Origin of the sequence: Alcaligenes sp. WGS1538 (genome assembly GCF_043187505.1) — a bacterium.
Taxonomy (GTDB): Bacteria; Pseudomonadota; Gammaproteobacteria; order Burkholderiales; family Burkholderiaceae_B; genus Alcaligenes.
In genome coordinates this window covers 1309066-1331012 of sequence record NZ_CP171109.1, presented here as the reverse complement: position 1 = coordinate 1331012, position 21947 = coordinate 1309066, and the positions used below count along the sequence as shown (strand labels likewise).

22 protein-coding genes are annotated in these 21947 nt (G+C 63.3%); 12 read left to right on the top strand and 10 right to left on the bottom strand.

Features of this window, described 5'->3' with window-relative positions:
- Positions 1-144 precede the first annotated feature (144 nt).
- Complete coding sequence (locus ACF3ND_RS06180; RefSeq protein ID WP_394065199.1) at positions 145-1410, top strand: tyrosine-type recombinase/integrase; 1266 nt, start codon at positions 145-147, stop codon at positions 1408-1410.
- A gap of 332 nt (positions 1411-1742) precedes the next feature.
- Positions 1743-2585, top strand: a complete 843-nt coding sequence (locus ACF3ND_RS06175) for a flagellin (protein ID WP_394065198.1) — start codon at positions 1743-1745, stop codon at positions 2583-2585.
- Between the two features lie 19 nt (positions 2586-2604).
- Here ACF3ND_RS06175 and ACF3ND_RS06170 read toward each other — a convergent pair whose 3' ends face one another.
- The 10 genes from ACF3ND_RS06170 to ACF3ND_RS06125 form a co-directional block, all read right to left on the bottom strand.
- Entirely contained in the window at positions 2605-2772 is a 168-nt protein-coding gene (locus ACF3ND_RS06170; protein WP_394065197.1) for a hypothetical protein, read from the bottom strand.
- A gap of 74 nt (positions 2773-2846) precedes the next feature.
- Positions 2847-7208 (bottom strand): glycosyltransferase, encoded by a 4362-nt coding sequence (locus ACF3ND_RS06165; protein ID WP_394065196.1) that lies wholly within the window; start codon positions 7206-7208, stop codon positions 2847-2849.
- Between the two features lie 32 nt (positions 7209-7240).
- A complete protein-coding gene (locus tag ACF3ND_RS06160) occupies positions 7241-8347 on the bottom strand; it encodes a DegT/DnrJ/EryC1/StrS family aminotransferase (protein WP_394065195.1) in 1107 nt (368 codons plus the stop codon).
- Positions 8348-8376: 29 nt separating this feature from the next.
- Entirely contained in the window at positions 8377-9090 is a 714-nt protein-coding gene (locus tag ACF3ND_RS06155) for a class I SAM-dependent methyltransferase (RefSeq protein ID WP_394065194.1), read from the bottom strand.
- Between the two features lie 22 nt (positions 9091-9112).
- Complete coding sequence (locus tag ACF3ND_RS06150; RefSeq protein ID WP_394065193.1) at positions 9113-9544, bottom strand: VOC family protein; 432 nt, start codon at positions 9542-9544, stop codon at positions 9113-9115.
- Positions 9534-10127 carry a GNAT family N-acetyltransferase gene (locus ACF3ND_RS06145; protein ID WP_394065192.1) on the bottom strand — a complete coding sequence of 198 codons (594 nt, stop codon included), beginning with the start codon at positions 10125-10127 and terminating at the stop codon, positions 9534-9536. Before ACF3ND_RS06145 ends, ACF3ND_RS06150 begins: the two co-directional genes overlap by 11 nt.
- Positions 10117-10356 (bottom strand): phosphopantetheine-binding protein, encoded by a 240-nt coding sequence (locus ACF3ND_RS06140; RefSeq protein ID WP_394065191.1) that lies wholly within the window; start codon positions 10354-10356, stop codon positions 10117-10119. Before ACF3ND_RS06140 ends, ACF3ND_RS06145 begins: the two co-directional genes overlap by 11 nt.
- Positions 10353-11996: an HAD-IIIC family phosphatase gene (locus tag ACF3ND_RS06135; RefSeq protein WP_394065190.1), complete on the bottom strand. Its 1644-nt coding sequence runs from the start codon at positions 11994-11996 to the stop codon at positions 10353-10355. Before ACF3ND_RS06135 ends, ACF3ND_RS06140 begins: the two co-directional genes overlap by 4 nt.
- Before the next feature lie 53 nt (positions 11997-12049).
- Positions 12050-12556, bottom strand: coding sequence for a sugar 3,4-ketoisomerase (locus ACF3ND_RS06130; protein WP_394065189.1), 507 nt, complete (start codon positions 12554-12556; stop codon positions 12050-12052).
- Positions 12557-12615: 59 nt separating this feature from the next.
- Entirely contained in the window at positions 12616-13374 is a 759-nt protein-coding gene (locus ACF3ND_RS06125; RefSeq protein ID WP_394065188.1) for an RNA polymerase sigma factor FliA, read from the bottom strand.
- A gap of 249 nt (positions 13375-13623) precedes the next feature.
- Here ACF3ND_RS06125 and ACF3ND_RS06120 point away from each other — a divergent pair, with 249 nt between their 5' ends.
- From ACF3ND_RS06120 to fliH, 10 genes are all read left to right on the top strand, one after another.
- Positions 13624-14025: a flagellar protein FlaG gene (locus tag ACF3ND_RS06120; RefSeq protein ID WP_394065187.1), complete on the top strand. Its 402-nt coding sequence runs from the start codon at positions 13624-13626 to the stop codon at positions 14023-14025.
- Positions 14026-14118: 93 nt separating this feature from the next.
- Positions 14119-15522 carry a flagellar filament capping protein FliD gene (gene fliD / locus ACF3ND_RS06115; RefSeq protein WP_394065186.1) on the top strand — a complete coding sequence of 468 codons (1404 nt, stop codon included), beginning with the start codon at positions 14119-14121 and terminating at the stop codon, positions 15520-15522.
- 6 nt (positions 15523-15528) lie between these two features.
- On the top strand, positions 15529-15960 hold the full coding sequence (gene fliS, locus ACF3ND_RS06110) for a flagellar export chaperone FliS (protein WP_394065185.1): 432 nt from the start codon (positions 15529-15531) through the stop codon (positions 15958-15960).
- 77 nt (positions 15961-16037) lie between these two features.
- Positions 16038-16373 (top strand): flagellar protein FliT, encoded by a 336-nt coding sequence (locus ACF3ND_RS06105; RefSeq protein WP_394065184.1) that lies wholly within the window; start codon positions 16038-16040, stop codon positions 16371-16373.
- Complete coding sequence (locus ACF3ND_RS06100; protein WP_394065183.1) at positions 16370-17602, top strand: flagellar hook-length control protein FliK; 1233 nt, start codon at positions 16370-16372, stop codon at positions 17600-17602. The genes ACF3ND_RS06105 and ACF3ND_RS06100 overlap by 4 nt, the downstream gene beginning before the upstream one ends.
- A complete protein-coding gene (locus tag ACF3ND_RS06095; protein WP_394065182.1) occupies positions 17592-17912 on the top strand; it encodes an EscU/YscU/HrcU family type III secretion system export apparatus switch protein in 321 nt (106 codons plus the stop codon). Before ACF3ND_RS06100 ends, ACF3ND_RS06095 begins: the two co-directional genes overlap by 11 nt.
- Positions 17913-18054: 142 nt before the next feature.
- Positions 18055-18390 carry a flagellar hook-basal body complex protein FliE gene (gene fliE, locus ACF3ND_RS06090; protein ID WP_394065181.1) on the top strand — a complete coding sequence of 112 codons (336 nt, stop codon included), beginning with the start codon at positions 18055-18057 and terminating at the stop codon, positions 18388-18390.
- Between the two features lie 116 nt (positions 18391-18506).
- A complete protein-coding gene (fliF, locus tag ACF3ND_RS06085) occupies positions 18507-20222 on the top strand; it encodes a flagellar basal-body MS-ring/collar protein FliF (RefSeq protein WP_394065180.1) in 1716 nt (571 codons plus the stop codon).
- Entirely contained in the window at positions 20209-21219 is a 1011-nt protein-coding gene (fliG, locus tag ACF3ND_RS06080; protein ID WP_394065179.1) for a flagellar motor switch protein FliG, read from the top strand. Before fliF ends, fliG begins: the two co-directional genes overlap by 14 nt.
- Positions 21212-21946 carry a flagellar assembly protein FliH gene (fliH, locus tag ACF3ND_RS06075; protein WP_394065178.1) on the top strand — a complete coding sequence of 245 codons (735 nt, stop codon included), beginning with the start codon at positions 21212-21214 and terminating at the stop codon, positions 21944-21946. The genes fliG and fliH overlap by 8 nt, the downstream gene beginning before the upstream one ends.
- Position 21947: the final 1 nt, after the last annotated feature.

The window sequence follows — 21947 nt, the reverse complement described above, 5'->3', positions numbered from 1 at the left end:
TCTCTTTTTTCCGAATCAGGCGCAGGCATTTTTCAAATCCCTTTCCCCCTTCGCCATGCCCCTATGATTCAGGTTTCAATAATGTACATTTCTGTGTAGATGGAGTCCTATACTGCGCTTCGCAACTCTATGGAACGCATCTCTATGGCACTCCATCTCCTGACCAAGCGCAGCATCGAGCGCGCTCCCATCAAAGACAAACCTTATTCCTTGCGCGATGGCGGCAGCCTGTACTTAACCATCACGCCCGCGGGCGGGCGCCTCTGGCGCTACCGCTACAGGATAGGCTCAAGCGCGCATGTGTTCTCCATTGGTCCCTACCCCGACATCTCGCCGGCCGACGCGCGGCAGGAGCGGGACCGCGCGCGGGCGTTGGTGCGCCAGGGTGTGCATCCGCTGACAGAACGCCGGGCCAGACTCTGCCGGCAGGAAGAAAATCAACGCCATACCTTCGAAATGGCGGCCCGGCTGTGGTTGGCGGCCAATCCCGGATGGAGCGCCGGCTATGCGCTGCAGGTTCGCCGCTACCTGAAACGTGACATCCTGCCGCGCATCGGCCGACTGCCCATCGCCAGCATCGACGTCGCCCATCTGCGCCCGCTGATATTGGCTGTGGCCCAGCGCGGCCCCTGCGCCGCCATGGCCGTACGCCAATGGCTCAGCCAGATCTTCGTCCATGCGGCGCAGCAGGGCCTGTGCACGCAGGACCCTGCGGGCATGCTCAAACGCCTGATAAAACGGCCCGCCGTCCGGCACAACCCGCCGCTCTCCTGGCAGGAAATTCCGTTTTTCATGGCCAGGCTCGAAGCCTGGGGCGGCCGGGCCCTGACCAAGGCTGCTCTGCGCCTGCTGGCGCTGACATTCGTTCGAACCGTGGAGCTGCGCCGCGCCACTTGGGATCAGTTCGATCTAGACAACGCCGTCTGGACCATACCAGCCGCCAACATGAAGATGCGCAGGCCCCATATCGTGCCCCTGTCCCGCCAGGCCCTGGCTCTGCTGCTGAGGTTGCGGGAAACGGCGCGCCCCGACGGCTATCTCTTCCCCAACCAGCGCCATGCAGGCCAGCCCATGGGGCCCACTACCCTGAATCACGCCATCGATGCATTGGGCTACCAAGGCCGCTTTTCAGCCCATGGCTTTCGCTCCACCGCCACCACCCTGCAGGGCTTGCTGAGCTACCCCGAAAACCGCATCGATCTGCAATTGGCGCATGCCAGGAAAGACCCCTCCCGGGCGCCCTATGACCATACCCGCTATCTCAGCTCCCGCCGTCTGCTCATGCAGGACTGGGCGGACATACTGGATGGACTCGCACACGGGCACAGCCTGGACGATATGACCCGCCGCTTCGGCCCGATGTCGACGCGGCGCACCGAGCTGCTGAGCGTGGTCGAACGCGAGCATTGAATCTGAACCGGTCCGCAAACCGCCGCCAGGCCTCGCCTTTTTCTGCAATCCTAAAGCTTGCATGACCGCTGCCGTTATCCATGCAGCGTTTAACGACGAGCGCAGGCCACCAGGCCTTCTTCCCCAGCCAGACCGGGCAGGTTGCAGGTAACTGAATTTTTTTCTGAAAAATTCCCTAAAGTTCCCAGGGCCCGCTCCGTAAATGCTGGTGTACAGGAAGAACGCAGCGTGTCGAATGCGCGATCAGCCTTAACCGGCCCAGCAAAACGTCAACGCTTTCCTGGGCAAAGGGCGAAACCGTTTCGCCGCTCTACTCAACATTGGGAGTTACCATGTCTGTTATCAATACCAATTACCTGTCGCTGGTTGCCCAGGGCAACCTGAACAAATCCCAAGGCGCTCTGGGCCAGGCCATCGAACGCCTGTCCTCCGGCCTGCGCATCAACAGCGCCAAGGACGACGCCGCCGGCCAAGCCATCGCCAACCGCTTCACCGCCCAGGTTCGCGGCTTGACCCAAGCTGCCCGCAACGCCAACGACGGCATCTCCATCGCTCAGACGACCGAAGGCTCGCTGAACGAAATCAACAGCAACCTGCAGCGCATCCGCGAACAGATCGTTCAAGCCTACAACGGCACGAACTCCGACGACGACCTGGACTCCATCAATGCTGAAATCAAGGCTCGCCTGGACGAAATCAACCGCGTTGCCAACAAGAGCGAATTCAACGGTACCTTCGTGCTGAACGGTTCCGCTTCGGCTTCCGGCATCAGCATCCAGGTTGGCGCCCGTGACAACGACACCATCACCATCAAGGGCACCGACGCACGCGTCTCCGCTCTGCTGAGCGGCACCACCGCCATCACCTCCGGCGGCCTGTCCATCAGCGGCGGCGTTGTGACCAGCGGCGCTCTGGCCGAAATCGACTCTGCCATCAGCAAGGTCGACAGCATGCGTTCCGACCTGGGCGCCATCCAGAACCGTTTCGAATCCACGATCTCGAACCTGAACAACACCATCACCAACCTGTCCGCATCGCGCTCGCGCATTGAAGACGCCGACTACGCCGTCGAAGTCTCCAACATGACCCGTGCTCAGATCCTGCAACAGGCTGGCACCTCGGTTCTGGCCCAGGCCAACCAGGTTCCACAGACTGTTCTGTCCCTGCTGCGTTAATACCCGGTTTAATCCTGCATTAAGCCAGACAGGCTCCTTCGGGGGCCTGTTTTTTTTTTGCCGCGCCCGTCCCTTCCCCCTGCTCATGGCAGACCGATTCCAGGCAGCCAACCAAGTTTTCCTCATGAAAACGGAACAGCAGCTCAACGGCGGCGAACTGAAACAGCCACTTGCGCTGTTCATCCACAGCCCCGAAGGCAGCATAAAAAAAGCGGACCGAATCCCTTCGGTCCGCTTTGATTCAGGCCTTGACCCGCGGAATCAGATCGTCCAGGCAGCGACCCACTGGTCCATGAAACTGCCTTCCAGCATCCAGGACGAGCGGACCGCATCGCGCAGCGCGTCGCCCCGACGGGCCATTTCCTGAGGATCGGCCAAATGGGCGCGAATCGCGGCCGCCCATTCCTGATGCCGATTGCGCACCCGCGTCACGGGCAAGTCGCCTTGATAAGGATCTATATCAGTGCAAATCACCGGCACGCCGCAAGCGCCCAATTCCAGCAGGCGCAAATTGCTCTTGCAACGATTGAACTGATTGAGCTCCAGCGGAACTACAGCCAGATCCAGGTTCAGCGAAGCCAGCTTGGCAGGATATCGGTCAATGGCAACGCCGGGATGAAACTCACAAACCACGCCCTCCGGCTTCATACCCATGAAGACCCATTCGACTTCGTCCTCCAGCTCCTTGACGACGGAACGGATGACCGCCAGGTCGCCGGTGTGGCTGCTGCCGCCGGCCCAGCCCACCCGGGGCTTGCGCCCGACGCCGCGCGCCGTTTTCAGGTCTGACCACCACTGCGGCGACAACCCGTTCCGGGCGATACGTATGGAAGGATGGAACGCGGCATACTCAGCCGCCAGCGTCGGCGTGGACACCACCAGCCAATCGGCCTGTTCGATGGCGCGCCGCATGGTCTTGATCAGACTGCGCGGGATCTGCTTATAGTAAATGCTTTGGACCGGAATATTGGGCGTGTAGTCGTCGAACTCCAACACGACTTTGCAGCCCAGCAGATCACGATAGCGTTGCATCTGCGTCAGAATACCGGGATTGATCCAGGCCCCCTGGAGCACGACCACGTCTGGGGCCGCCCTGGCCAGATCCAGGAAGTGGAAGCCGCCATGCGCCAGGCCTCCCTCCATGCGGAGCTCCTGCTCGAGCGCCTGGAATGGATGGATGACGCGGTAATAGCCGCATCCCTGCCAATCGGCATGCGCTGCCGCGACCACGGGCAAAGGTCGGCCTGGCAAGGGCTCATTCAGACGGGAAGCCTGCGGGCTCAAGGCGAAGCCGGGCTCCTGGCGATCAAATGCAGGATGATGATAAGGATCCAGGCTCAAGCGCGGCAGCCAACGTTGATAGAGGGCCTGCAGCACCTGGTCCGGGTCTACGCTCTCCAGCTCGCCCTTGGCCGCCAGCAGTCGGCTTGCACCTTCCAGATGCTGCAATCCCGTATCAGGCAGGATGGTCAGCAGGAAACCCGCCTGGCCGGCGCGCAAGCACAGATCCACATCGCCATGCTCCAGCGGAAAAGCCTGCGCATCGAAGCCGCCGAGTTCCTCCAGCACATCGCGGCGGGCCATCAGGCACGCCGCGCTCAAGGCGCTGACATTGTGCTGGACCTGGGCGCGGCTCATGTAGCCCTGGGTGGTGCCCGGCTGTCCCCGCAAGGCGGCGCCAACGGCTTCTCCCATGCCCAGGATCAGGCCGTTCTGCTGGATTCTCCCGTCCGGGTAATCCAGGCGCGCGCCCACCAGGCCGATTTCCGGCCTCAAGGCATTGCCGACCATATCATTCAGCCAGTCCTTGCGCGCAGTGGAAAACTGGACGTCATTGTTCAGGAACAGGATCAACTCTCCCCGGGCATGTTCCAGAGCAAAATTATTGATGGCCGAGAAATTGAAAGGGTGCGGCCAACGCAGCACGCGCAATTGCGCCATGGCCATTTTCTCCAGGCGCTCCAGGAACTCGCAGGCGTCCGGTTCCGTACTGCCGTTGTCCACGATCAGCAATTCGAAATTTGCATAGGCGGTACGGGCCAGCAACCCATCGATGCAATGCCTGAGCAAAGCGGCGTGATTGCGCGTGGGCACGACAATGGAGACCATCGGCTCATGCCCGCTCGAATAACGTACGGCATGAAAGTCCGTTCCGGCTTGGGGCACGACCTGCGCTTGCACGCCCATGCGTTCCAGGTGGGCGCGCGTGCACCGCAAAGCCTGCTCCCGGACGCTGTCCCGCCCCGCCCAATCGAATAGCGGCCGCTCCGTGCGCAGCAGAACCTCCGACACGTGGCCTACCACCGGCGGGCCGGCTTGCTCGACAGCGCGCCAGAGCAGGTCGACCAAGGCCAGCTCGCCATATCCGGCCTCCAGGCCGCCCAGCTCCCGAGCCAGCGCCGTATCAAAGCCCAGCGCGCGCCCCACATAGGGGTAGGAACGCAGCATGTCCAGGTTGAAGTCAGGCCGCAGGATAGGTTTGGCCGCCTGGTCGCCTTCCAGCACATACTCATCGATGTACACCAGGCGCGAGGTCGGATGCCGCAACCGATGCTCGGCCACCAGCAGCAAGGCCTGCGGCAAAAGGCAATCGCCGGCCATCAGGACGAAAAGAAAGTCGGGAGCCGGCAGCCCGGACATCAGCCGGTCATTGAGGCAGGCCGTCCAGGACCCGCCGGGCTGCAGCCACTCCACGTCCTGCTCGCCATCCAGCTCGATGTCGGAGCAGACCCAGACGCATTGCGCCGGCTCATCCTGCTGGCGCAGGCTCTGCAGGGATCGGGCAAGCGCCTGCGCGTCGCCACGCTCATCCACGAGCGCCACGCCAATATGTCCGCGTCCCTCGTTGGCAGCCAGAAGAGCCTGCAAAGCCGCCGTACGGGCCGCGGACGGCTTGCGTTCAGCCAACCATTGCTCGATTCCCCAGGCCGGCGCCGCCGGCGCGGGCGCCGGTCGGCCCAGGGACTCAAGCAGGGCCTGGCGCTCTTTCTCGATGCGCGCATCAGCGGCCTGGGGATGGCGAGAATAAATCCGCTTGTACAGAAAACGAAAGTGGCCCGATTCGCGCGCCAGCATGTGATCCCCGCCCGCTTGGGCTCGCTGGCGCACTTCGGCGGTGACCTGCTCGACGTGCGCGACATCCAGAGGCACCGAGACCAGCCGCAGCAGCATGTCCCAATCCTCGAAGGCGCTCAGACTGATGTCGAACCCGCCCGTCCTGTCCAGGATGGCGCGAGGATGCGCCCAGGTATTGACGGGAATATAGTTGCGCACGAAGAGCAGGTCGCGATCGAAGCCATCATGGGCAGTGGGAAAACTACGTCCCAGCTCGACGCGGCGGTCGCCTTCCAGCCGCTCCTGCACATACACGACGTCCGTATAGACCAGGGCATCGGGCTTGGCCAGAAAAGCTTCATGCAGGGCGGCCAGATGCCCGGGCAGATAGATATCGTCGTCATCCAGATAGCACAGGTAGCGGCCGCGGGCGACAGCGATCCCCGCATTGCGGGCGGCCGACAAGCCCTGGTTGCTTCCCAGGCACAGGTAAGTAACCGGGAAATCCAGTCCTTCGAGCACACTTTCCACTGGCGAGCCGTGGTCATTGACCACGATCACTTCAAAATCGCGAAACTGCTGATCGGCCAGGCTTTGCAAGGCATGGCGCAGAAGGTCGGGACGATTGAAGGTTGTCAGGATGACGGAGAAGCGCGGCTGCGCGTGCGCAAGCCGCGTCACCAATGCGCCGTCGCCCAGCAGCTTGCGTTCGATGGCGTCGACGCGCTCGCCCAAGGCCTGCCTGGATGTCTCTGGATAGGCCTGGAGCCGGCGCTCGTACAAAGACCAGACCGCAGCCACGTCGCGCCCCAGCACATCGCGCACGGATATATCCGCCAGCACGCGCTCCAGGATCTCGGTATGTTCGCGCAGCGGCCGGTCGTCAGCATAGAACTTCTGCGAAACCTGGCCAGCGTGGATGCGATAGCCTACGGTCGCCTGCTTCAGAAACACGAAGTCAGGGTGGTGCAGGGCGATCCGCACCCATAGCTCCCAGTCCGCCGCTTGCAGATGCTTCTGTGCGAACACCCCGTGCCTGGCCACGATCTGCTCCACGCCGGAACGGCGGAACACGATGGCCGAGGGAGTGATGTAATTGTCATGGCTCAACAGCGCCGCCACCTCGTTGCGGCCGCCGCTGTAGCTGGCGCGGGCGTGGCCGGGGTGGACCGCCTGTTCCAGGCTGCGGCCATGCTCGTCGATCCATTCGCACTGGGTATAGCCCAGCATGGCGGAAGGACAGGCGTCCATGGCGGCGCACAGACTGCGCAGATGATCCGGCAGCAGAATATCGTCCGATCCCAGCACTGCCACGTAGCGGCCGCTGCCCTGCTGCGCGCAATAATTGTAATTGTCCCCGGCGCCCATGTTGCGAGCGTGCACCTGATAGCTGAAACGCGGATCACCGACATAGCGCTCAAGGATGTCCACGCTGGCATCAGTGGAACAATCGTCCACCACGATCAACTCGAGGTTGATCCCCTCCTGAGCCAGCACGGACTCGATGGTGGCCGCCAAAAACTTCTCGTTGTTGTAGGACATGACAACAACGCTTACGTCTACATTCATTCTTTTCCTTTGCGCCCGATCGACCAGGCCGGTCAACGATAGCTATTGCAGGCATCCACGACGGCATCGATCTGGGCGAGGCTCAGATAAGGCCCCAATGGCAGACTCAACACGGTGTCGTGCAAATGTTCGGATAAGGGATAGCGGTCCCGGAAGGCGCCGGCATAGGCCTGCTGCCTGTGCGGGGGCACGGGGTAATGAACCAGGCTGCCAACGCCCGCCTGCGCCAGATGACGTTGCAAGCCGTCCCGGTCGGCCGTGCGCACGACATACAGATGCCAGACATGGGACTCAGGCTCGTCCATGGCGAGCACGGGCAACTCAATCAAGGGGTTGCGGATCCGGCTTCCGTAAACCTGGGCGATGGCGCGCCGCTGCTCGATGCTGCGATCCAGCGCGCGCAGCTTGACGCGCAGCATGGCCGCCTGAATCTCGTCCAGGCGACTGTTCACGCCCAGCCGCTCGTTATGATATTTTTCCCGAGAGCCGTAATTGCGCAGGGCAGCCAGAACATCGGCCAGGTCCTGGTCATCGGTGACGACGGCCCCGGCATCGCCTATCGCTCCCAGGTTCTTGCCGGGGTAGAAGCTGAACCCGGCCGCGTCTCCCCAGGCGCCGGCGCTCCGTCCGCCAAGCCGGGCGCCATGCGCCTGTGCGGCGTCCTCCAGCACCAGCAGGCCATGTCGGCGCGCCCAATCGGCGATGCGCGGCATGTCGGCCAGCTGGCCATAGAGATGCACGGGCAGAACGACTCGAGTCCTATCGCTCAATGCCTGCTCCAGGCGCTGCGGACAGAGATTGAAACTACGCGGATCGGGCTCGACGAGCACGGGCGTGAGCCGGTTCTGGCTGACGGCCAGCACGCTGGCGACAAAAGTATTGGAAGGCACGATGACTTCGTCGCCCTCCCGCAGCCTGCCCATCTGCAGCCAGGCTCTCAGGACCAGGACCAGGGCGTCCAGCCCATTGGCCACTCCAATGCAATGCGCAACGCCGCAATAACGTGCGAACTCGGCTTCAAAAGCCTCGACCTCCGGCCCATTGATGTACCATCCGGAATCGATGACGCGGGCGCATGCGGCGATCAGCTCATCACGCAATTCGGCATTCAGTTGCTTGAAGTCCAGAAAAGGGATCACGCGCTTTCCTTCCAGAACCAATCAGGGCTTCAGGCCGAAGCCACGACATAGATTTCGGCGGCGATGTCGGGATAGCGTTCCCCCAGCGCCATGAAGGCCTCGACCATCTGCGGCGTCCAGGTCGCCTCGATCTGGCTATTGGATACGGGCTTGATCCAGTAACCGCCGAAATAGTCGACCTTCAAGCCGGCCTGCGTGAACGCCGACCGGAACGACTCCGGATTGAAGACGCGTCTATGGCCATGATGCCGATCGGTGTCATTGAGCTGGTCTTCCTGTGCCAGCAAGCCCATCATGACCGCCGCCTGGCGATGAAGTGAACGAGCATTGGGCACTGCCGCGAATACGCGGCCCTCTGGAGTCAGCCACTCCCGCACCCGGCTCAGGATGGCCACGGGGTCCTGGACATGTTCGAGCACATGGCCCAGGACGATGGTGTCAAAGGCCTGCCTGGGCTCGAACTCCTCGAACAAGGCATGCTCGACATGAATGCCGGGAAAACGGGCCGCGAGGTCGTCGCAGAAAAGCTGGGAGCCTTCCACCACAGTCAGCTCCTTGCCCAACTGCACGAGCAGTTCGGTCATCACCCCTTCTGCCGGTCCCATTTCCAGGATGGAACGTCCCTGGACGAAACGCCGCGCAATGCGAAAGGAATATTCCACCGTGGCGCGATTCACGCCAGCCGCGTACAAGGAGTTCTGGGAGATGGCCTCCAGATGCAACAGTTCATCGTTCAACGTCATTTTTTTCAACTCTTGAAAGGTTTTACACAGCGAATTCGATCAGCTCGACGAGCAGACGATTCGGAAGCATCATGAAACAGATCCGCCGGCCTTCGAACGCAACAGCGGGCGCGGGCCCCGATATCAGCTTGGCCCGCATTTCGCGCAGGTGCGCCACGCCCTGTTCGATGTCGGCAAGCTCGTAGGCGAGGTGATACATGGACACGCCCGACTGCAGCCACGGCGTCAACGTCTGAGAGCCTTCCAGGTTCTCCAGCAGTTCAATGCGCTGCGCGCCCAGCTCCATGAAGCAGCCGCGCACCCCTTGCCGGGGATCGATGAACTCCGCCCCCGCCTGCACATAACCCAGGCCCTCGAATGTGCGTCTGTCCCGGTCCAGAGACCGGCAGGCGTAGCCGACATGGTGAAAGGCCCACCCCTCCGGGCCCCAGATTGGCGCGGACTCAACCGCCATGGCGATTCATCCTTTGCGCCAGCCGCGCCGCCAGTCCCTGCAGACGCTGGGCCATCTGTCCTTCCCAGGCCGCCGCCGTCACCCTGTGTTCGACCGCGTCCAGTCTGCGCCCACGGATAGTGAAAAAGGCGGGGAGCACGGTCTTGTCCGGACAGCCGCAGGTGTCGTGGAATGCAACTACCGCCTGGTTGTCGCGCACAGTCCGGCAATACACCTGCTGCAAGCCCAGGCGCTCGAATGCGAAGCGATAGACGAGCCAGGCGCTTTCCAGCGCCGCCAGCGAGCCCTTGCGCAAGATCCAGCGGCCCCACTCGGCGCAGCCCGCTTCAAGCTGGACGTCGTACAGCGAAACAAGCCCCTCCGGCTGCCCCTTGCCGCGGCGTTCGATCACAAAGTAAAAGTCTCCCGGACGACGCTCGTATTCGCTCAGCCAGTCGACCTGGGCCTGGCGGTCGGGCGATACGGGGTTCAGGAACTGGGTGAGCTGCTCGTCGCAGCGCAATTCCAGAATGAAGTCCACATCGCCAGGAGTGACCGGCCGCAGGCGAAAGCCTTCACCCTCCAGGACGAAATCATGCTTCATGACCGTCCCGCAAACGCTCCACCAGCGCCTGCACGCTACTCAGCTCGGACAACTCTTCCTCGGAAAACTGCATGTCGAAGTCTTCCTCCAGAGCGAACATCACCTCGATGTGCTTGAGCGAATCCCAAGCCGCCAGATTTTCCCGGGACGACTCCATCGCCACAGGACATTTCAAGACCGCCGCCAGCAGCGACAACACGCGATCAGCGACCGCAAGCTTTTCATTCATGCTTGTTTCCACATCAAAGTTACGTCGGGATGAAGTTCAAACTCCCGCAGGCGCCCGGCATCCAGGCAATTGCCCTGCAAGGGTCCCAGAGCCGCGAGCCACTCCCGGGCGGGCTGGTTGCGCGGGCCCTCGGCCAGCTCGAACACCACTTCGCGACACTGGCCGAACACAGGCATGCTGCGCAGGGCCGAAAAGATGATCATGTCCTCCAGGCGCCGGCCCAGCGCGCGGCAGCTCATGCACAGCTCTTTGACCACCAGCCGCTGGGCCTCCAGGCTGGCCACAACCACGGCGATGATGCCGCTGCTGGACAGGCTGTCGGACAGCGAGACCGCCGCCACGCAAGCTTGCGCCGACATCATGAAATCGTGCAGCTGGGCTTCCGAGTACCGCTTCAGGGAAAGGTTGAACTGATTGGTCTTGCGGCACAGATCGGCCAGGCGCGGCAACTGGGCCGGTTCATCGTACGACAGCTCCAGCACCGCTCCCAGGCTGGCGAAGTACTGGTCCGCCGAAACCGCTGCTCGCAGCATTACCTGACGTTCGCTGTTGGCCCGCCAGTCCGCGACGCGTTTGAGGTCGTCGTCGGACGTGGTCCAGCGCCACAACCCGGGATACAGGGACAAGACCCGCCAGGCCGGCAGGCCGCCCGGATCGGCATGGATGAGCTTGATGCCTGGATGCGCATGGCGGACCGACAGAAGCTCTCCGGGATTGTCATCGATGAACAGCACCGCGTCGGGCGATATGTTCAACTGGCGGGCAATGCGCAGAATGGCCTGCCCCTTGCTGTCCCAGGAAACTTCAGTCAGGGCGAAATCCTCCAGCGCCAGCGGATAATCACGGCGCTCCTGAAACAGGGCCTGCACATCGGCGGCGTCATTGCGCGAGACCAGCGTAATGAACACGCCCCGCTCCTTGAGCGCCAGCAAGGCCTGCTGCAAGGCAAGGTGCGCCGGCTCCAGGACCAGGGAAGAGGCGCCATCCTCGCCGAGCACGCCCGCATGCAAGGTGTTATCAAGGTCGACGGCGATCGCCTTGACCGGTGGCAGAACGCAGGCGGGCAGCCAGCGCAATCCCAGCAGGCGGGCCAGCAGCGGCTGCGCCTGCCGGGACAGCGGCGTACCGGCCAATGCCTGCGTGCGTCTGTCCAGCAAGGGAACGCCTTGCTCGGCGCAGGCCCCGTGCAGATCGGCGAACTGCACTCCCGGCATGCTATGGACCAGCGCCTGCAATACGGAGGCGTTCTCGGGCTGCCACGCGTTCCAGGTGGCCAGCACGATGGGCGCCTGGGAGAGTTGGCGCAAAGCCAGCAGGCGTCCCTGGAGCCAGGCCAGCCACTGTTCCTGGCTCATGGTGGACTGATAAGGCGAGGGATCGAGCCAGAGCAACTCCAGCTCGGCCGCCGGCGCCTGCTCGAAGCCGAAGGAGTCATCATAGGCGCCGATGTGAAAATCGGCCGCCAGCTCCGCGTAATCCAGGTAAGGGGCGGCCAGTGCGGCAAACGATTCGAAATTGTGGTTGCGCCAGACATTGACCGAAAAAGGCCTCGGCTGCCCGCACAAGAAGACGGGTTCATTCCAACCCAGACGGGAGGGCCGCTCCGCGAACAGGACATCTTGCGCCCGGAAACGATTCAACAGCCAATCCTTTGCCTCCGCACGTCCGGCTTCATGTTGCACTGCGTCGCTCGTCACATCCCACCTGTCTGGTTCATCGGGTTCATCTGCTCGCGCAAAGCCAGAAAATCCTGGTAATTGCGTATGTAGTCACTCTCGTCGTAATGTTCGCTGGCCAGTACCAGCAGGACGCAGTCAGGGCTGAAGTCGTGCATCTCGCGCCAGACCATTTCCCTGAGCAGCACGCCTTGGACCGGCGAGCGCAGCAGCACTTCTTCACGCCGGCAGCCGTCGTCCAGAACCATGCGGCAACTGCCCGTGACGCAGATGGCGACCTGCCGCAAATTGATGTGAGCATGAAACCCCCGCGCCACCCCTTCCTTGGTGGCGAACAAGTAATACACGCGCTTGATCGGAAACGGCACGGACTTCATTCCCTCCAGCGCCACCAGAGAGCCGCGCTCGTCTCCCAATGCCGGAAAACGCACCCATTCGATGAGTTCCCGGCCATATCCCAGGCCTTCGCCGGCCAGGCCGTGGGGCAGCAAGGCCGCCGGTCCGGCAATCTGCGATGCATTCATGTTCAGTCGTCTTTCCGTTGATCCGCAATACAAAACACCATTCTTTCCCATCTCCTGAACTACAGAAGGAACTGGTATTCGGCGTCGCTGCTCGCCCGGTCCCAGTGATCCTTGGCCAACAGGGCGCGGATGCGACTGACAGCCTGGCTGCGCAACTGCGACACCCGCCCTTCGGTCACGCCCAGCACGAGCGCGATCTCTTTCTGGTTCAGGTCCTGCTCGAACTGCAGGGACAAGAGCAGCTTTTCCCTTTCCGGCAGGCTGTCGATGGCATTGACCAGCGCCGAACGCAGTCCCTGCGACACCAGTTGATTGAGCGGATTGTCGAAGTAGGCGTCGTCGCTGCCATCCTCCTCCAGGAATTCCAGCGCATCGCCGCCGTCGCTCTTGCGCATCAGATCCTCGTAATGGACGACCTGAATGCCAGCGGCCTCTTCGAGCAAAGTCTGGTACTGCGTCAAGGTCAGACCCAGCGCGTCGGCGATTTCCCGTTCCGAGGGCTCGCGCAGCAATTTCTGGCGCAATGCGGCAATGGCCTGCTCGATCTGCTTGCCTTTGGTGCGCACGCTGCGCGGCAGCCAGTCCTGGCTGCGCAGCTCATCGAGCATCGCGCCGCGGATGCGTGTGATGGCATAGGTCTCGAACTGCGCCTGCGCGACTACCTGGTAGCGGCGAACAGCGTCCAGCAGCCCCATCATGCCGGCTTGCATGAGGTCGTCCAGTTCCACGCTGGAGGGCAAGCGCGACACCAGTTGCAATGCCTGGCGACGCACCAGCGGAGCGTATTGCTCGACCAGGGAGTCTTCAGAACGAAACATGGAAATAAACGGATTCCGGAATAAGGGACGATCCATTGTGCAATCTGCCAGTCGCCCACAGTCCCCTAATCAAAGTAGCTTTCGCCAGCCTGTTTCCGTGTTTGAGGAAAAATAAATCGAGCGCGCGCTGCATTACCGCTAAAGAAGCCCCCAGCCATGCCGTAACAAGCCATGTCAAACGGAACCGCACAGGTGCGCGCGCACGGATGGACTGCGACCTGTCGTAAAGCAACCCTCTGGAGCGATGTCATGATCCACCCAGTCTCATCACACGCAGCGACCCTGGCAGCCAACGCCACCCCCGTCGATGCGAATCCGGGCCAGCCCCTGCCGCAAGCGGCCACCGCCGTCACTCCCGTCCAGGAAACCGAAACGAACACCAGCCTGCAGCAACGCTGGCCCGATCGCCCGGATCCGCTGCCCGGCACGATCAACACCCTGGAGCAGACCCTGGACAACATCAATGCCACCATGCAGGCCTGGTCCACAGGCATGCGTTTCGACATGGACGAAGACGCCCAGCGTCTGGTGGTTTCGATCGTGGACAACAAAACCGGCGAAGTGCTGCGTACCGTTCCGTCCGAGGCCGTCATCCAGATTGCCAAGATGATTGTGCAGCTGCAAGGCAACACGGTCGACGTCAAGGCGTGACACTAACAGTCGAACTGACAGCGAAAGCCCCCATTAACGTGTGTTTTGACCCAGTTGGCGCCAAGGCACAATAGAACAAATCGAGATACTGTTATGGCTACTATTTCTTCCATTGGCGTCGGCTCCGAGCTGCCGCTCGACACCCTGCTGACCAATCTGCGCAAAGCAGAGAACGTGACCCTGGAGCTGATCCAGACGCGTCAGGCCGCGAACACCAACCGTATCTCAGGCTACGGCAAGCTGAAAAGCGCCATCACTGCCCTGCAGACCGCTGCCAAGGCGCTCAGCAAGGCCGACGTATTCGGCGCCGTCAAGGCCACGCCGGGCAGCGACGCCATCTCCGTGAGCGGCAGCAATACCGCTTCGCCAGGCCAGTACAGCATCGTCGTGGACAATCTGGCTTCGGCCCAAACGCTCACCGGCAGCGCGCTCGACAGCCGCACCTCGCCCCTGGGCGCGGACGGCAAGATCACGGTCACCCTGGCCAACGGCAAGGAACACTCCATCGACCTGACCGGCAAAGACACCTCGCTGCAGGGCATCATGAAGGCCATCAATGCAGATACCGACCTGGGCGTCAGCGCGACCATCATCAACAACGGCGACCCCGACCACCCCTATCAGCTGCAGCTGACGGCCCGCGACACCGGTGAACAGGCATCTGTGGCGAAAATCCGCGTGGAAGGCAATTCGGCGCTGGAGAACATCCTGTCCTTTACCAGCAGCGGCACCGTCAATGACGACGGCGCGCCCGCCGGGATCTTCACCGAGAAAGCCGCCGTCAACGCCAAGGTGCATGTCAACGGCATCGAGATCATCAGCAGCAGCAATGTCCTGAAGAACACCATAGAAGGCCTGGAAATCACCCTGAACAAGGCCAGTGCCGAAGCCGTCAAACTGGACGTGACACGCGACGACGAAGTCGCCACGAAGGCCATCAAGGAATTCGTCACGGCCTACAACGCCTTGAACTCGACAATCAAGGGCTTGACCGCCTACGATGTCGAACAGCAGAAAGGATCGGCGCTGACCGGCGACTCCATGGTACGCCGCGCCCAGAGCAACCTGCGCACCGCCATCAACGTCGTCTCCGATCAGGGCGATCTGCGCACGCTGAACAGCATCGGCATCAAAACCGATCCCAAGACAGGCGATCTGATCATCGAGGATGAAAAACTCGCCGAGGCGCTCAAGACCAACCTGGAAGACGTCAAGCGCCTGTTCATCGGCGACAACGGCCTGGGCAAGCGCCTCTACGACGCCGCCGAAGAATACGTCAAGGTCGACGGTTTCATCGAGAATGCCAAGGAAGGCGCCGAAAAGATCGCCAAGACGCTGGAAAAGCAGTATCTGGCCGCCTCGGACCGCATCGACACCAAGATCGAGATGTACCGCAAGCAGTTCCTGCAACTGGACAAGATGGTCAACCAGATGCAGGGCCTGAGCAGCTACCTCACCCAGCAACTGTCCATGCTGGGCAACATGAACAGCAAATAAACGTTTATGAGTTACCCCGCCCCTTCCCGTCGCTTCGGCCAGCAGTCGGCCCGGGCCTACGCCCAGGTCGGCCTGGAAACCGAGGTGCTCAGCGCCAGCCCTGAACACCTGATCACTCTCTTGTTCAACGGCGCGCGCGCCGCCATCCTTCAGGCCCGCCTGCACATGCAGAACGGCAACGTGACGGGGCGCGGGCAGGCCTTGTCGAAGGCGATCGACATTGTCGACACCGGCTTGAAAATGGCCGTGGACGTCGAGAAAGGCGGTGACTTGGCTCGGAACCTGGTTGCCACGTACGACATCATTCTGCAAAACCTGATGCTTGCCAATCTTCGCAACGACCCGGATAAGCTCGCGCTGGCCGAACGTTTGCTGACCGACATTGCCGATGCCTGGCGCACCAGTGTCGATACGCAGCGCGCCAACGTGCCTACCTGACTCCGGGGTTCGCAGGAAAAGCTGCACCCGACCCTGCACCCCCAACCCATTCTGCGCCCCAAGCGCCTGGTACGAACATGAGCGATACCCCAAGCCTGATCGTCGATCAATACGAAACCATCGCCGGCATTACCCGCCACATGCTGGAACTCGCCCGTACGGCGCGCTGGGACGATGTCCTCGAACAATCCGAACACTATCGGCAAGCCGTCGAGCAGCTCAAGAACATGGAAGATTTGTCTGCCACCGACAAGCAGGCGCGGCGCCAATTGCTGACCCAGATCCTGGAAGACGATGCCGAGATCCGCCACCTGGCCATGCCTGAACTCGCCCGTCTGGGCGCTCTGCTGGGCAACATGAAACGCCAACAGACCGTCCTGCAGGCCTACTACAGCCCCGGCGTCCATTCATGAGCATAGGCGGCCCCTCCCCTCTGGGGACGCTGCTGATCCAGCGGCTGGACGCCGTGCTGGGAATAGGCACCTCCCAGCAAAGCAATATCGCCAGCGGCGCCCGTCCGGACGCCGTCAGCCAGACCCCGGGCAGCACGCGCGCGGAGCGCCCGGAAAACACCACGGGCCGCGACCCGCGCCAAAGCGTCGATCACGTACGGGCCGAATCGCAGCGCCAGGCATCGACGCCTCTGCGCACTCAAAGCGGGCGCGAGCCGGTCGATCCCAAGCTGCTGGACAGCGGGACCAATACCTCCAGCACGCCTTCGGCTCCCACCACGCTGGGGCGCACCGCCCAGTTCATCCTGGCTCTGCTGGAGCGCTTCCCCGACCGTGCTCCCGCCGTCCAGGGGCGACAGGCCCTGCTGCCCGCCGACCCCGATCCGCAAACGTCTTCTCCGCAACGTCCGGCCACGGACGCGGGCGGCAACGCTCGCGCCGACCAGGCTCCGGCCCAAACCGGCGGCTCCCTCGTGCAGACGCTGGCGCAGCAACGCCTGCCCCTGCCCGCGACCGGCGGACCAGCGCCGGGCGCAGCGGGCCCCGGCACACCGGCCGCGCAGGCTTCCACGGCCCAGGCCGGCGACGCAGGCCCGGCAGCCGCGCTGGCGCGCCACTTCGCGCAGGCCCTGCCCCAGGCGCTGCAACACAGCGGCCTGTTCTATGAATCCCATCTGTCCGACCTGCATTTCGGACAGCGCAGCGCAGCCGAACTGCAGCAGGAACCCCAGAATCTCGCCCCGCGCCCGGCCGCCGACCCGGCCTCCCCCGCGCCGTCCGCAGGCCCTTCCGGCCACGCCGCCCAGCAGGCCGATCAGTCGCCGGCCCTGCTGGTGCGCCAGCAATTGGACGTGCTGGCCAACCAGGTCATACAGTGGCAAGGGCAGGCCTGGCCGCAGGCCGACATGGATTGGACCATCCAGCGCCACGAGGCCGGACCGGACGAAGAACCCGAACACTGGTCCAGCACCCTGCACCTGGACCTGCCCGCCCTGGGCCCGGTCACGCTGCGGCTCAATCTGCTGGACCAGCAACTGCTGGTCAACATCCAGGCGCAGCAATCCGCTTCCTATCTGGACGAGCACAGGCTGGCGCTGCGCGAGCGGCTCCACGAACAAGGCCTGCACCTGAGCCAGTTGCACATCGAGGCCGAAACGCCTGAACCGGACGAGCCCCGCCATGTCGACTGACGCCTCCTCCAACCGCCAGCAGGCCGTCGCGCTGCGCTACGATCCCCAGGACGGCGCGCCGCGGGTCGTCGCCAAAGGCTACGGCACCCTGGCCGAGAACATCCTGCGCACCGCGCGCGAACACGGCCTGTACGTCCACGAGTCCCCCGAGCTGGTGGGCCTGCTCATGCAGGTCGACCTGGACCGCCATGTGCCGCCCCAGCTGTACCAGGCCGTCGCCGAACTGCTGGCCTGGCTGTACGCACTGGAGCAAGGCCATCCCAAGGCCGCCTCGGCCTTGCAGGCGCTGAAAGAAAACGGCCAACCCTGACCGTGCCGTTCATAAGGGAAGAAAAGCCCCTGTTTTTGGCGATAGATACCCTGCTTACCATCGAGCTCAAAACGTTACATTAAGCAAGGCAAGCTGCCCGCACCTGCGTGCGCAGCCCATCGTGACTTTGTGGCAAGCGAATATGTCGATTTCCAATCTCTCCAGCATTGAAAACGTTCTGGCCCAGATGCGCGCCGTGGCCCAGGCCGCCGGCGCTCCCGCCTCGGCCTCCTCGCCGGCGGTCGCCTCCGCGACAGGCGGCTTCGCCGCCGAACTGGCCCGCTCGCTCAGCCGGGTGTCGCAGGCCCAGAACGCCGCCAATGCGCAGGCGCAGGCCTTCGAACTGGGCGAATCGGGCGTCTCCCTGAACGACGTCATGATAGACCTGCAGAAAGCCAGCATCGCCTTCCAAGCCACTGTCCAAGTGCGCAACCGGCTGGTCGCCGCCTACCAGGAAATCGCCAGCATGCCTGTCTAAGGCTGCCATCCCACTCGCGGCATACGCCCTTCCTCCCACCGCCAGCCTGAGCCCGCCCTGATTTGAACTCCCCTGATTCCATGCAGAACCCCGCATCTGCCTCACCGAGGTCACCCATGAGTCAGACAGCAGAAATGCTGAGCAGAATTCCTGGCTACAATGCAATCCGTTCGCTGCCCAAGGTCGCGCTGATCGGCTTGGGCGCCGCCCTGGTCGCCCTGATCGCCGGGCTCCTGATGTGGAGCCGCAGCCCCGACTACCAGGTCCTGTTCTCCAATCTGGACGACCGCGACGGCGGCGCCATCGTCTCCGCCCTGGGCCAGATGAACGTGCCCTACCAGTTCAATGGCACCGGCACGGCCATCCTGGTTCCCAAGGAGCGCGTGCACGAAGCCCGCATGCAACTGGCCGCTCAAGGCCTGCCGCGCAGCGGCAACGCCGGCTTCGAACTGCTGGACCAGAGCCGCTTCGGCGCCAGCCAGTTCAATGAACAAGTCACCTACCAGCGCGCACTGGAAGGCGAACTGGCCAACTCCATCAAGGCCGTGCATTCCGTCCAGGAAGCCCGCGTGCACCTGGCCATGCCGCGCGAGACCCTGTTCGTACGCGACCGCCAGTCGCCCACCGCTTCCGTGGTGGTGTCGCTCTATCCCGGGCGCAGCCTGACCGAAGGCCAGGTGTCGGCCATTACCTGGCTGGTCTCTTCCAGCGTCCCCAACCTGGCCGCGGACAAAGTCTCCATCATCGACCAGAACGGCCGTCTGCTGACCGCGCCATCGGGCGAATCGGGCGCCGACAGCCTGCAGCGCAACTTCGTCAACGACATCGAGTACCGCGCCGTACAACGCATCCTGACGCTGCTCAATCCCCTGGTGGGCGCCGGCAATGTGCGCGCCCAGGTCACGGCCGAAGTGGACTTCTCGCGCCGCGAACAGACATCCGAGGTCTACAAGCCCAACCAGGCGCCGGGCCAGGCCGCCGTGCGCAGCCAGCAGACCAGCTCCACGCTGCAGCGCAATCCGACGCAGGCGCAAGGCGTGCCCGGCGCGCTCAGCAACCAGCCGCCGACCAATGCGACAGCCGACATCGTCAATCCTCCCCAGGGCCAGGACGGCCAGGCCCAGAACGCGCAAGGCGCACAGAACGCCCAGGCGGCGGGCAACGCGCCCAATGCCGGCGCCAACGATCCGTCCCTGGGCTCGCTCGCCGAGCAGGCGCGCCTACTGCAAAGCGCCGGCAACGCCCGCAACGACGCCACGATCAATTACGAAGTGGACCGCACCATCAGCCACGTCAAGGGGCCGATGGGCCAGCTCAGCCGCCTGTCCGTAGCCGTGGTGGTCAACTATCGCAACAAGGACAACGAAAGCCAGCCCCTGGAACAGGACGAACTGGAAAAGATCCGCGACCTGGTCAAGCAGGCGGTGGGCTACTCCGCCGACCGGGGCGACACCCTGAGCGTGGTCAACGGTCTGTTCAACGAACAAGGCGAAACCGACCCACCCTTCTGGAAGAATCCGGAGTACCGCGAGCTCGCCATGGACATGATCAAATACCTGGTCTTCGCCTTCATCCTCTTCATGGCCTGGCGCATCGTCGTCAATCCCATCATCCAGGGCCTGATCCAGGCCAAGGCCAACGCGGACGCCCGCGTCGAGCGCCAGAAGGAAGACAAGGCGCGCGAACAGGCCGCCGAACAGCGCGCCGCCGAGATGAACCGCTATGAAGACAATCTGAACACGGCGCGCGCCATGGCCCACAGCGATCCACGCGCGGTCGCCATGGTGCTGCGCTCCTGGTTGACCAAAGAAGACAAAAATGAAAACGGCTAAAGCAGACAACTCCGTTGAACGCAGCGCCATCCTGATGATGTCGCTGGGAGAGGACGCGGCGGCCGAGGTATTCCGCTACCTCTCGCCACGCGAAGTGCAGCAGCTCAGCTCGGCCATGGCCTCGCTCAAGCAGCTCACGCGCGCCGACATGGATGAGGCCCTGGAAAGCTTTCGCCAGGAAGCCGACCAGTTCATGGCCGTCACCCTGGACTCCAACGCCTACATACGCTCGGTGCTGACCAAGGCCCTGGGCTCGGATCGCGCCGCCGGCCTCATCGAGGACATCCTGGAAGTGGGCGAAGGCGCCAGCAGCGGCATCGACGCCCTGAACTGGCTGGACGCCTCCAGCGTGGCCGAACTGATCGCCGACGAGCACCCCCAGATCATCGCCACCATCCTGGTGCACCTGGAGCGCGACCGCGCCGCCGACATCCTGGGCCACCTCACGGAACGCCTGCGCGACGACGTGGTGCTGCGCATCGCCACCTTCGGCGGCGTGCAGCCGGCCGCCCTGCACGAACTGACCGAAGTGCTCAACTCCATGCTGTCGGGCCAGGGCGCCAAGCGCAGCAAGATGGGCGGCCCGCGCACCGCCGCCGAGATGCTGAACTATATGAACGCCAGCACCGAGGAATCCGTGCTGACCAGCCTGCGCAGCATGGACGCGGACCTGACCCAGCGCATCGTGGACGAAATGTTCGTCTTCGAGAACCTGGCCGACATCGAGGACACCGCCATCCAGCTGCTGCTCAAGGAAATCGAGACCTCGGCGCTGACCATCGCCCTGAAGGGCGCGCCCGAAGAGCTGCGCGACAAGTTCTTCCGCAACATGTCCAACCGCGCCGCCGAGATGCTGCGCGAAGACATCGAATCGCAGGGCCCGATCCGCATGTCCAAGGTCGAGCAGGAACAGAAAGCCATCGTGCAGGTGGCCCGCCGGCTGGCCGAAAACGGCCAGATCACGCTGGGCGGCATGAGCGGGGACGAATATGTCTAACAAGGCATCTGCCTACGCCGAGCTTCAGGAGAGCTGGAGCCGCTGGCAGATGCAGGGGCTGGACGAACCCGAGGAGCCGGCCGTCCCGGCGGAGCCCGAGTTCGTTCCGCCCACTGACGAAGAACTGCAGCGGCAACTGGAGGACCAGCGGGCGCAGGCCCAGGAACGGGGCCACCAGGAAGGCTATCAGGCCGGCTATGAGCAAGGCCGCGCCGCCGGCGAGGCGGCTGGACGGGAAAGCGGCCACGCCGAGGGCTATGAAGCCGGCGTGGCGGCCGGCATGGCCAAGGCCCAGGAACAGATCGAGCAGCACGCCCAGGCCTTCATGGCCCTGAATCGCGCATGCAGCCATTCCATAGAAACGCTGGACCAGGAGATCGGCCAGGCGCTGATCAGCCTGGCCACGCGCATTGCCGAACACGTGCTGCGCAGCACCCTGGATGCCCAGCCTGAACGCATCCGGGATCTGGTGGCCGACGTACTGCGCGCCGACCCTGGCGACACGAGCCTGCTGGTGCTGTCCCTGCATCCGGAAGATGTGGCCCTGGTGCGCGAATACCTGAGCAGCGAAGCCGAATTGCGTCCCTGGCGCCTGCAGGCGGACGCCAAGCTGCAACGCGGCGACTGCATCGTGCGCTCGGCCTACGGCGATATAGACGCGACACTGACGACACGCTGGCGACGCGCCCTGGCCGCCCTGGGCCTGCAACCCGACCAGGAATCCTGAG

Bases quoted from the DNA above. Each gene is read 5' to 3' on its own strand.
- ACF3ND_RS06180 (WP_394065199.1), top strand. From the start codon at position 145: ATGGCACTCCATCTCCTGACCAAGCGCAGCATCGAGCGCGCTCCCATC.
- ACF3ND_RS06175 (WP_394065198.1), top strand. From the start codon at position 1,743: ATGTCTGTTATCAATACCAATTACCTGTCGCTGGTTGCCCAGGGCAAC.
- ACF3ND_RS06165 (WP_394065196.1), bottom strand. From the start codon at position 7,208: ATGAATGTAGACGTAAGCGTTGTTGTCATGTCCTACAACAACGAGAAG.
- ACF3ND_RS06155 (WP_394065194.1), bottom strand. From the start codon at position 9,090: ATGACGTTGAACGATGAACTGTTGCATCTGGAGGCCATCTCCCAGAAC.
- ACF3ND_RS06150 (WP_394065193.1), bottom strand. From the start codon at position 9,544: ATGGCGGTTGAGTCCGCGCCAATCTGGGGCCCGGAGGGGTGGGCCTTT.
- ACF3ND_RS06145 (WP_394065192.1), bottom strand. From the start codon at position 10,127: ATGAAGCATGATTTCGTCCTGGAGGGTGAAGGCTTTCGCCTGCGGCCG.
- ACF3ND_RS06140 (WP_394065191.1), bottom strand. From the start codon at position 10,356: ATGAATGAAAAGCTTGCGGTCGCTGATCGCGTGTTGTCGCTGCTGGCG.
- ACF3ND_RS06130 (WP_394065189.1), bottom strand. From the start codon at position 12,556: ATGAATGCATCGCAGATTGCCGGACCGGCGGCCTTGCTGCCCCACGGC.
- ACF3ND_RS06125 (WP_394065188.1), bottom strand. From the start codon at position 13,374: ATGTTTCGTTCTGAAGACTCCCTGGTCGAGCAATACGCTCCGCTGGTG.
- ACF3ND_RS06120 (WP_394065187.1), top strand. From the start codon at position 13,624: ATGATCCACCCAGTCTCATCACACGCAGCGACCCTGGCAGCCAACGCC.
- fliD (WP_394065186.1), top strand. From the start codon at position 14,119: ATGGCTACTATTTCTTCCATTGGCGTCGGCTCCGAGCTGCCGCTCGAC.
- fliS (WP_394065185.1), top strand. From the start codon at position 15,529: ATGAGTTACCCCGCCCCTTCCCGTCGCTTCGGCCAGCAGTCGGCCCGG.
- ACF3ND_RS06105 (WP_394065184.1), top strand. From the start codon at position 16,038: ATGAGCGATACCCCAAGCCTGATCGTCGATCAATACGAAACCATCGCC.
- ACF3ND_RS06100 (WP_394065183.1), top strand. From the start codon at position 16,370: ATGAGCATAGGCGGCCCCTCCCCTCTGGGGACGCTGCTGATCCAGCGG.
- ACF3ND_RS06095 (WP_394065182.1), top strand. From the start codon at position 17,592: ATGTCGACTGACGCCTCCTCCAACCGCCAGCAGGCCGTCGCGCTGCGC.
- fliE (WP_394065181.1), top strand. From the start codon at position 18,055: ATGTCGATTTCCAATCTCTCCAGCATTGAAAACGTTCTGGCCCAGATG.
- fliF (WP_394065180.1), top strand. From the start codon at position 18,507: ATGAGTCAGACAGCAGAAATGCTGAGCAGAATTCCTGGCTACAATGCA.
- fliG (WP_394065179.1), top strand. From the start codon at position 20,209: ATGAAAACGGCTAAAGCAGACAACTCCGTTGAACGCAGCGCCATCCTG.
- fliH (WP_394065178.1), top strand. From the start codon at position 21,212: ATGTCTAACAAGGCATCTGCCTACGCCGAGCTTCAGGAGAGCTGGAGC.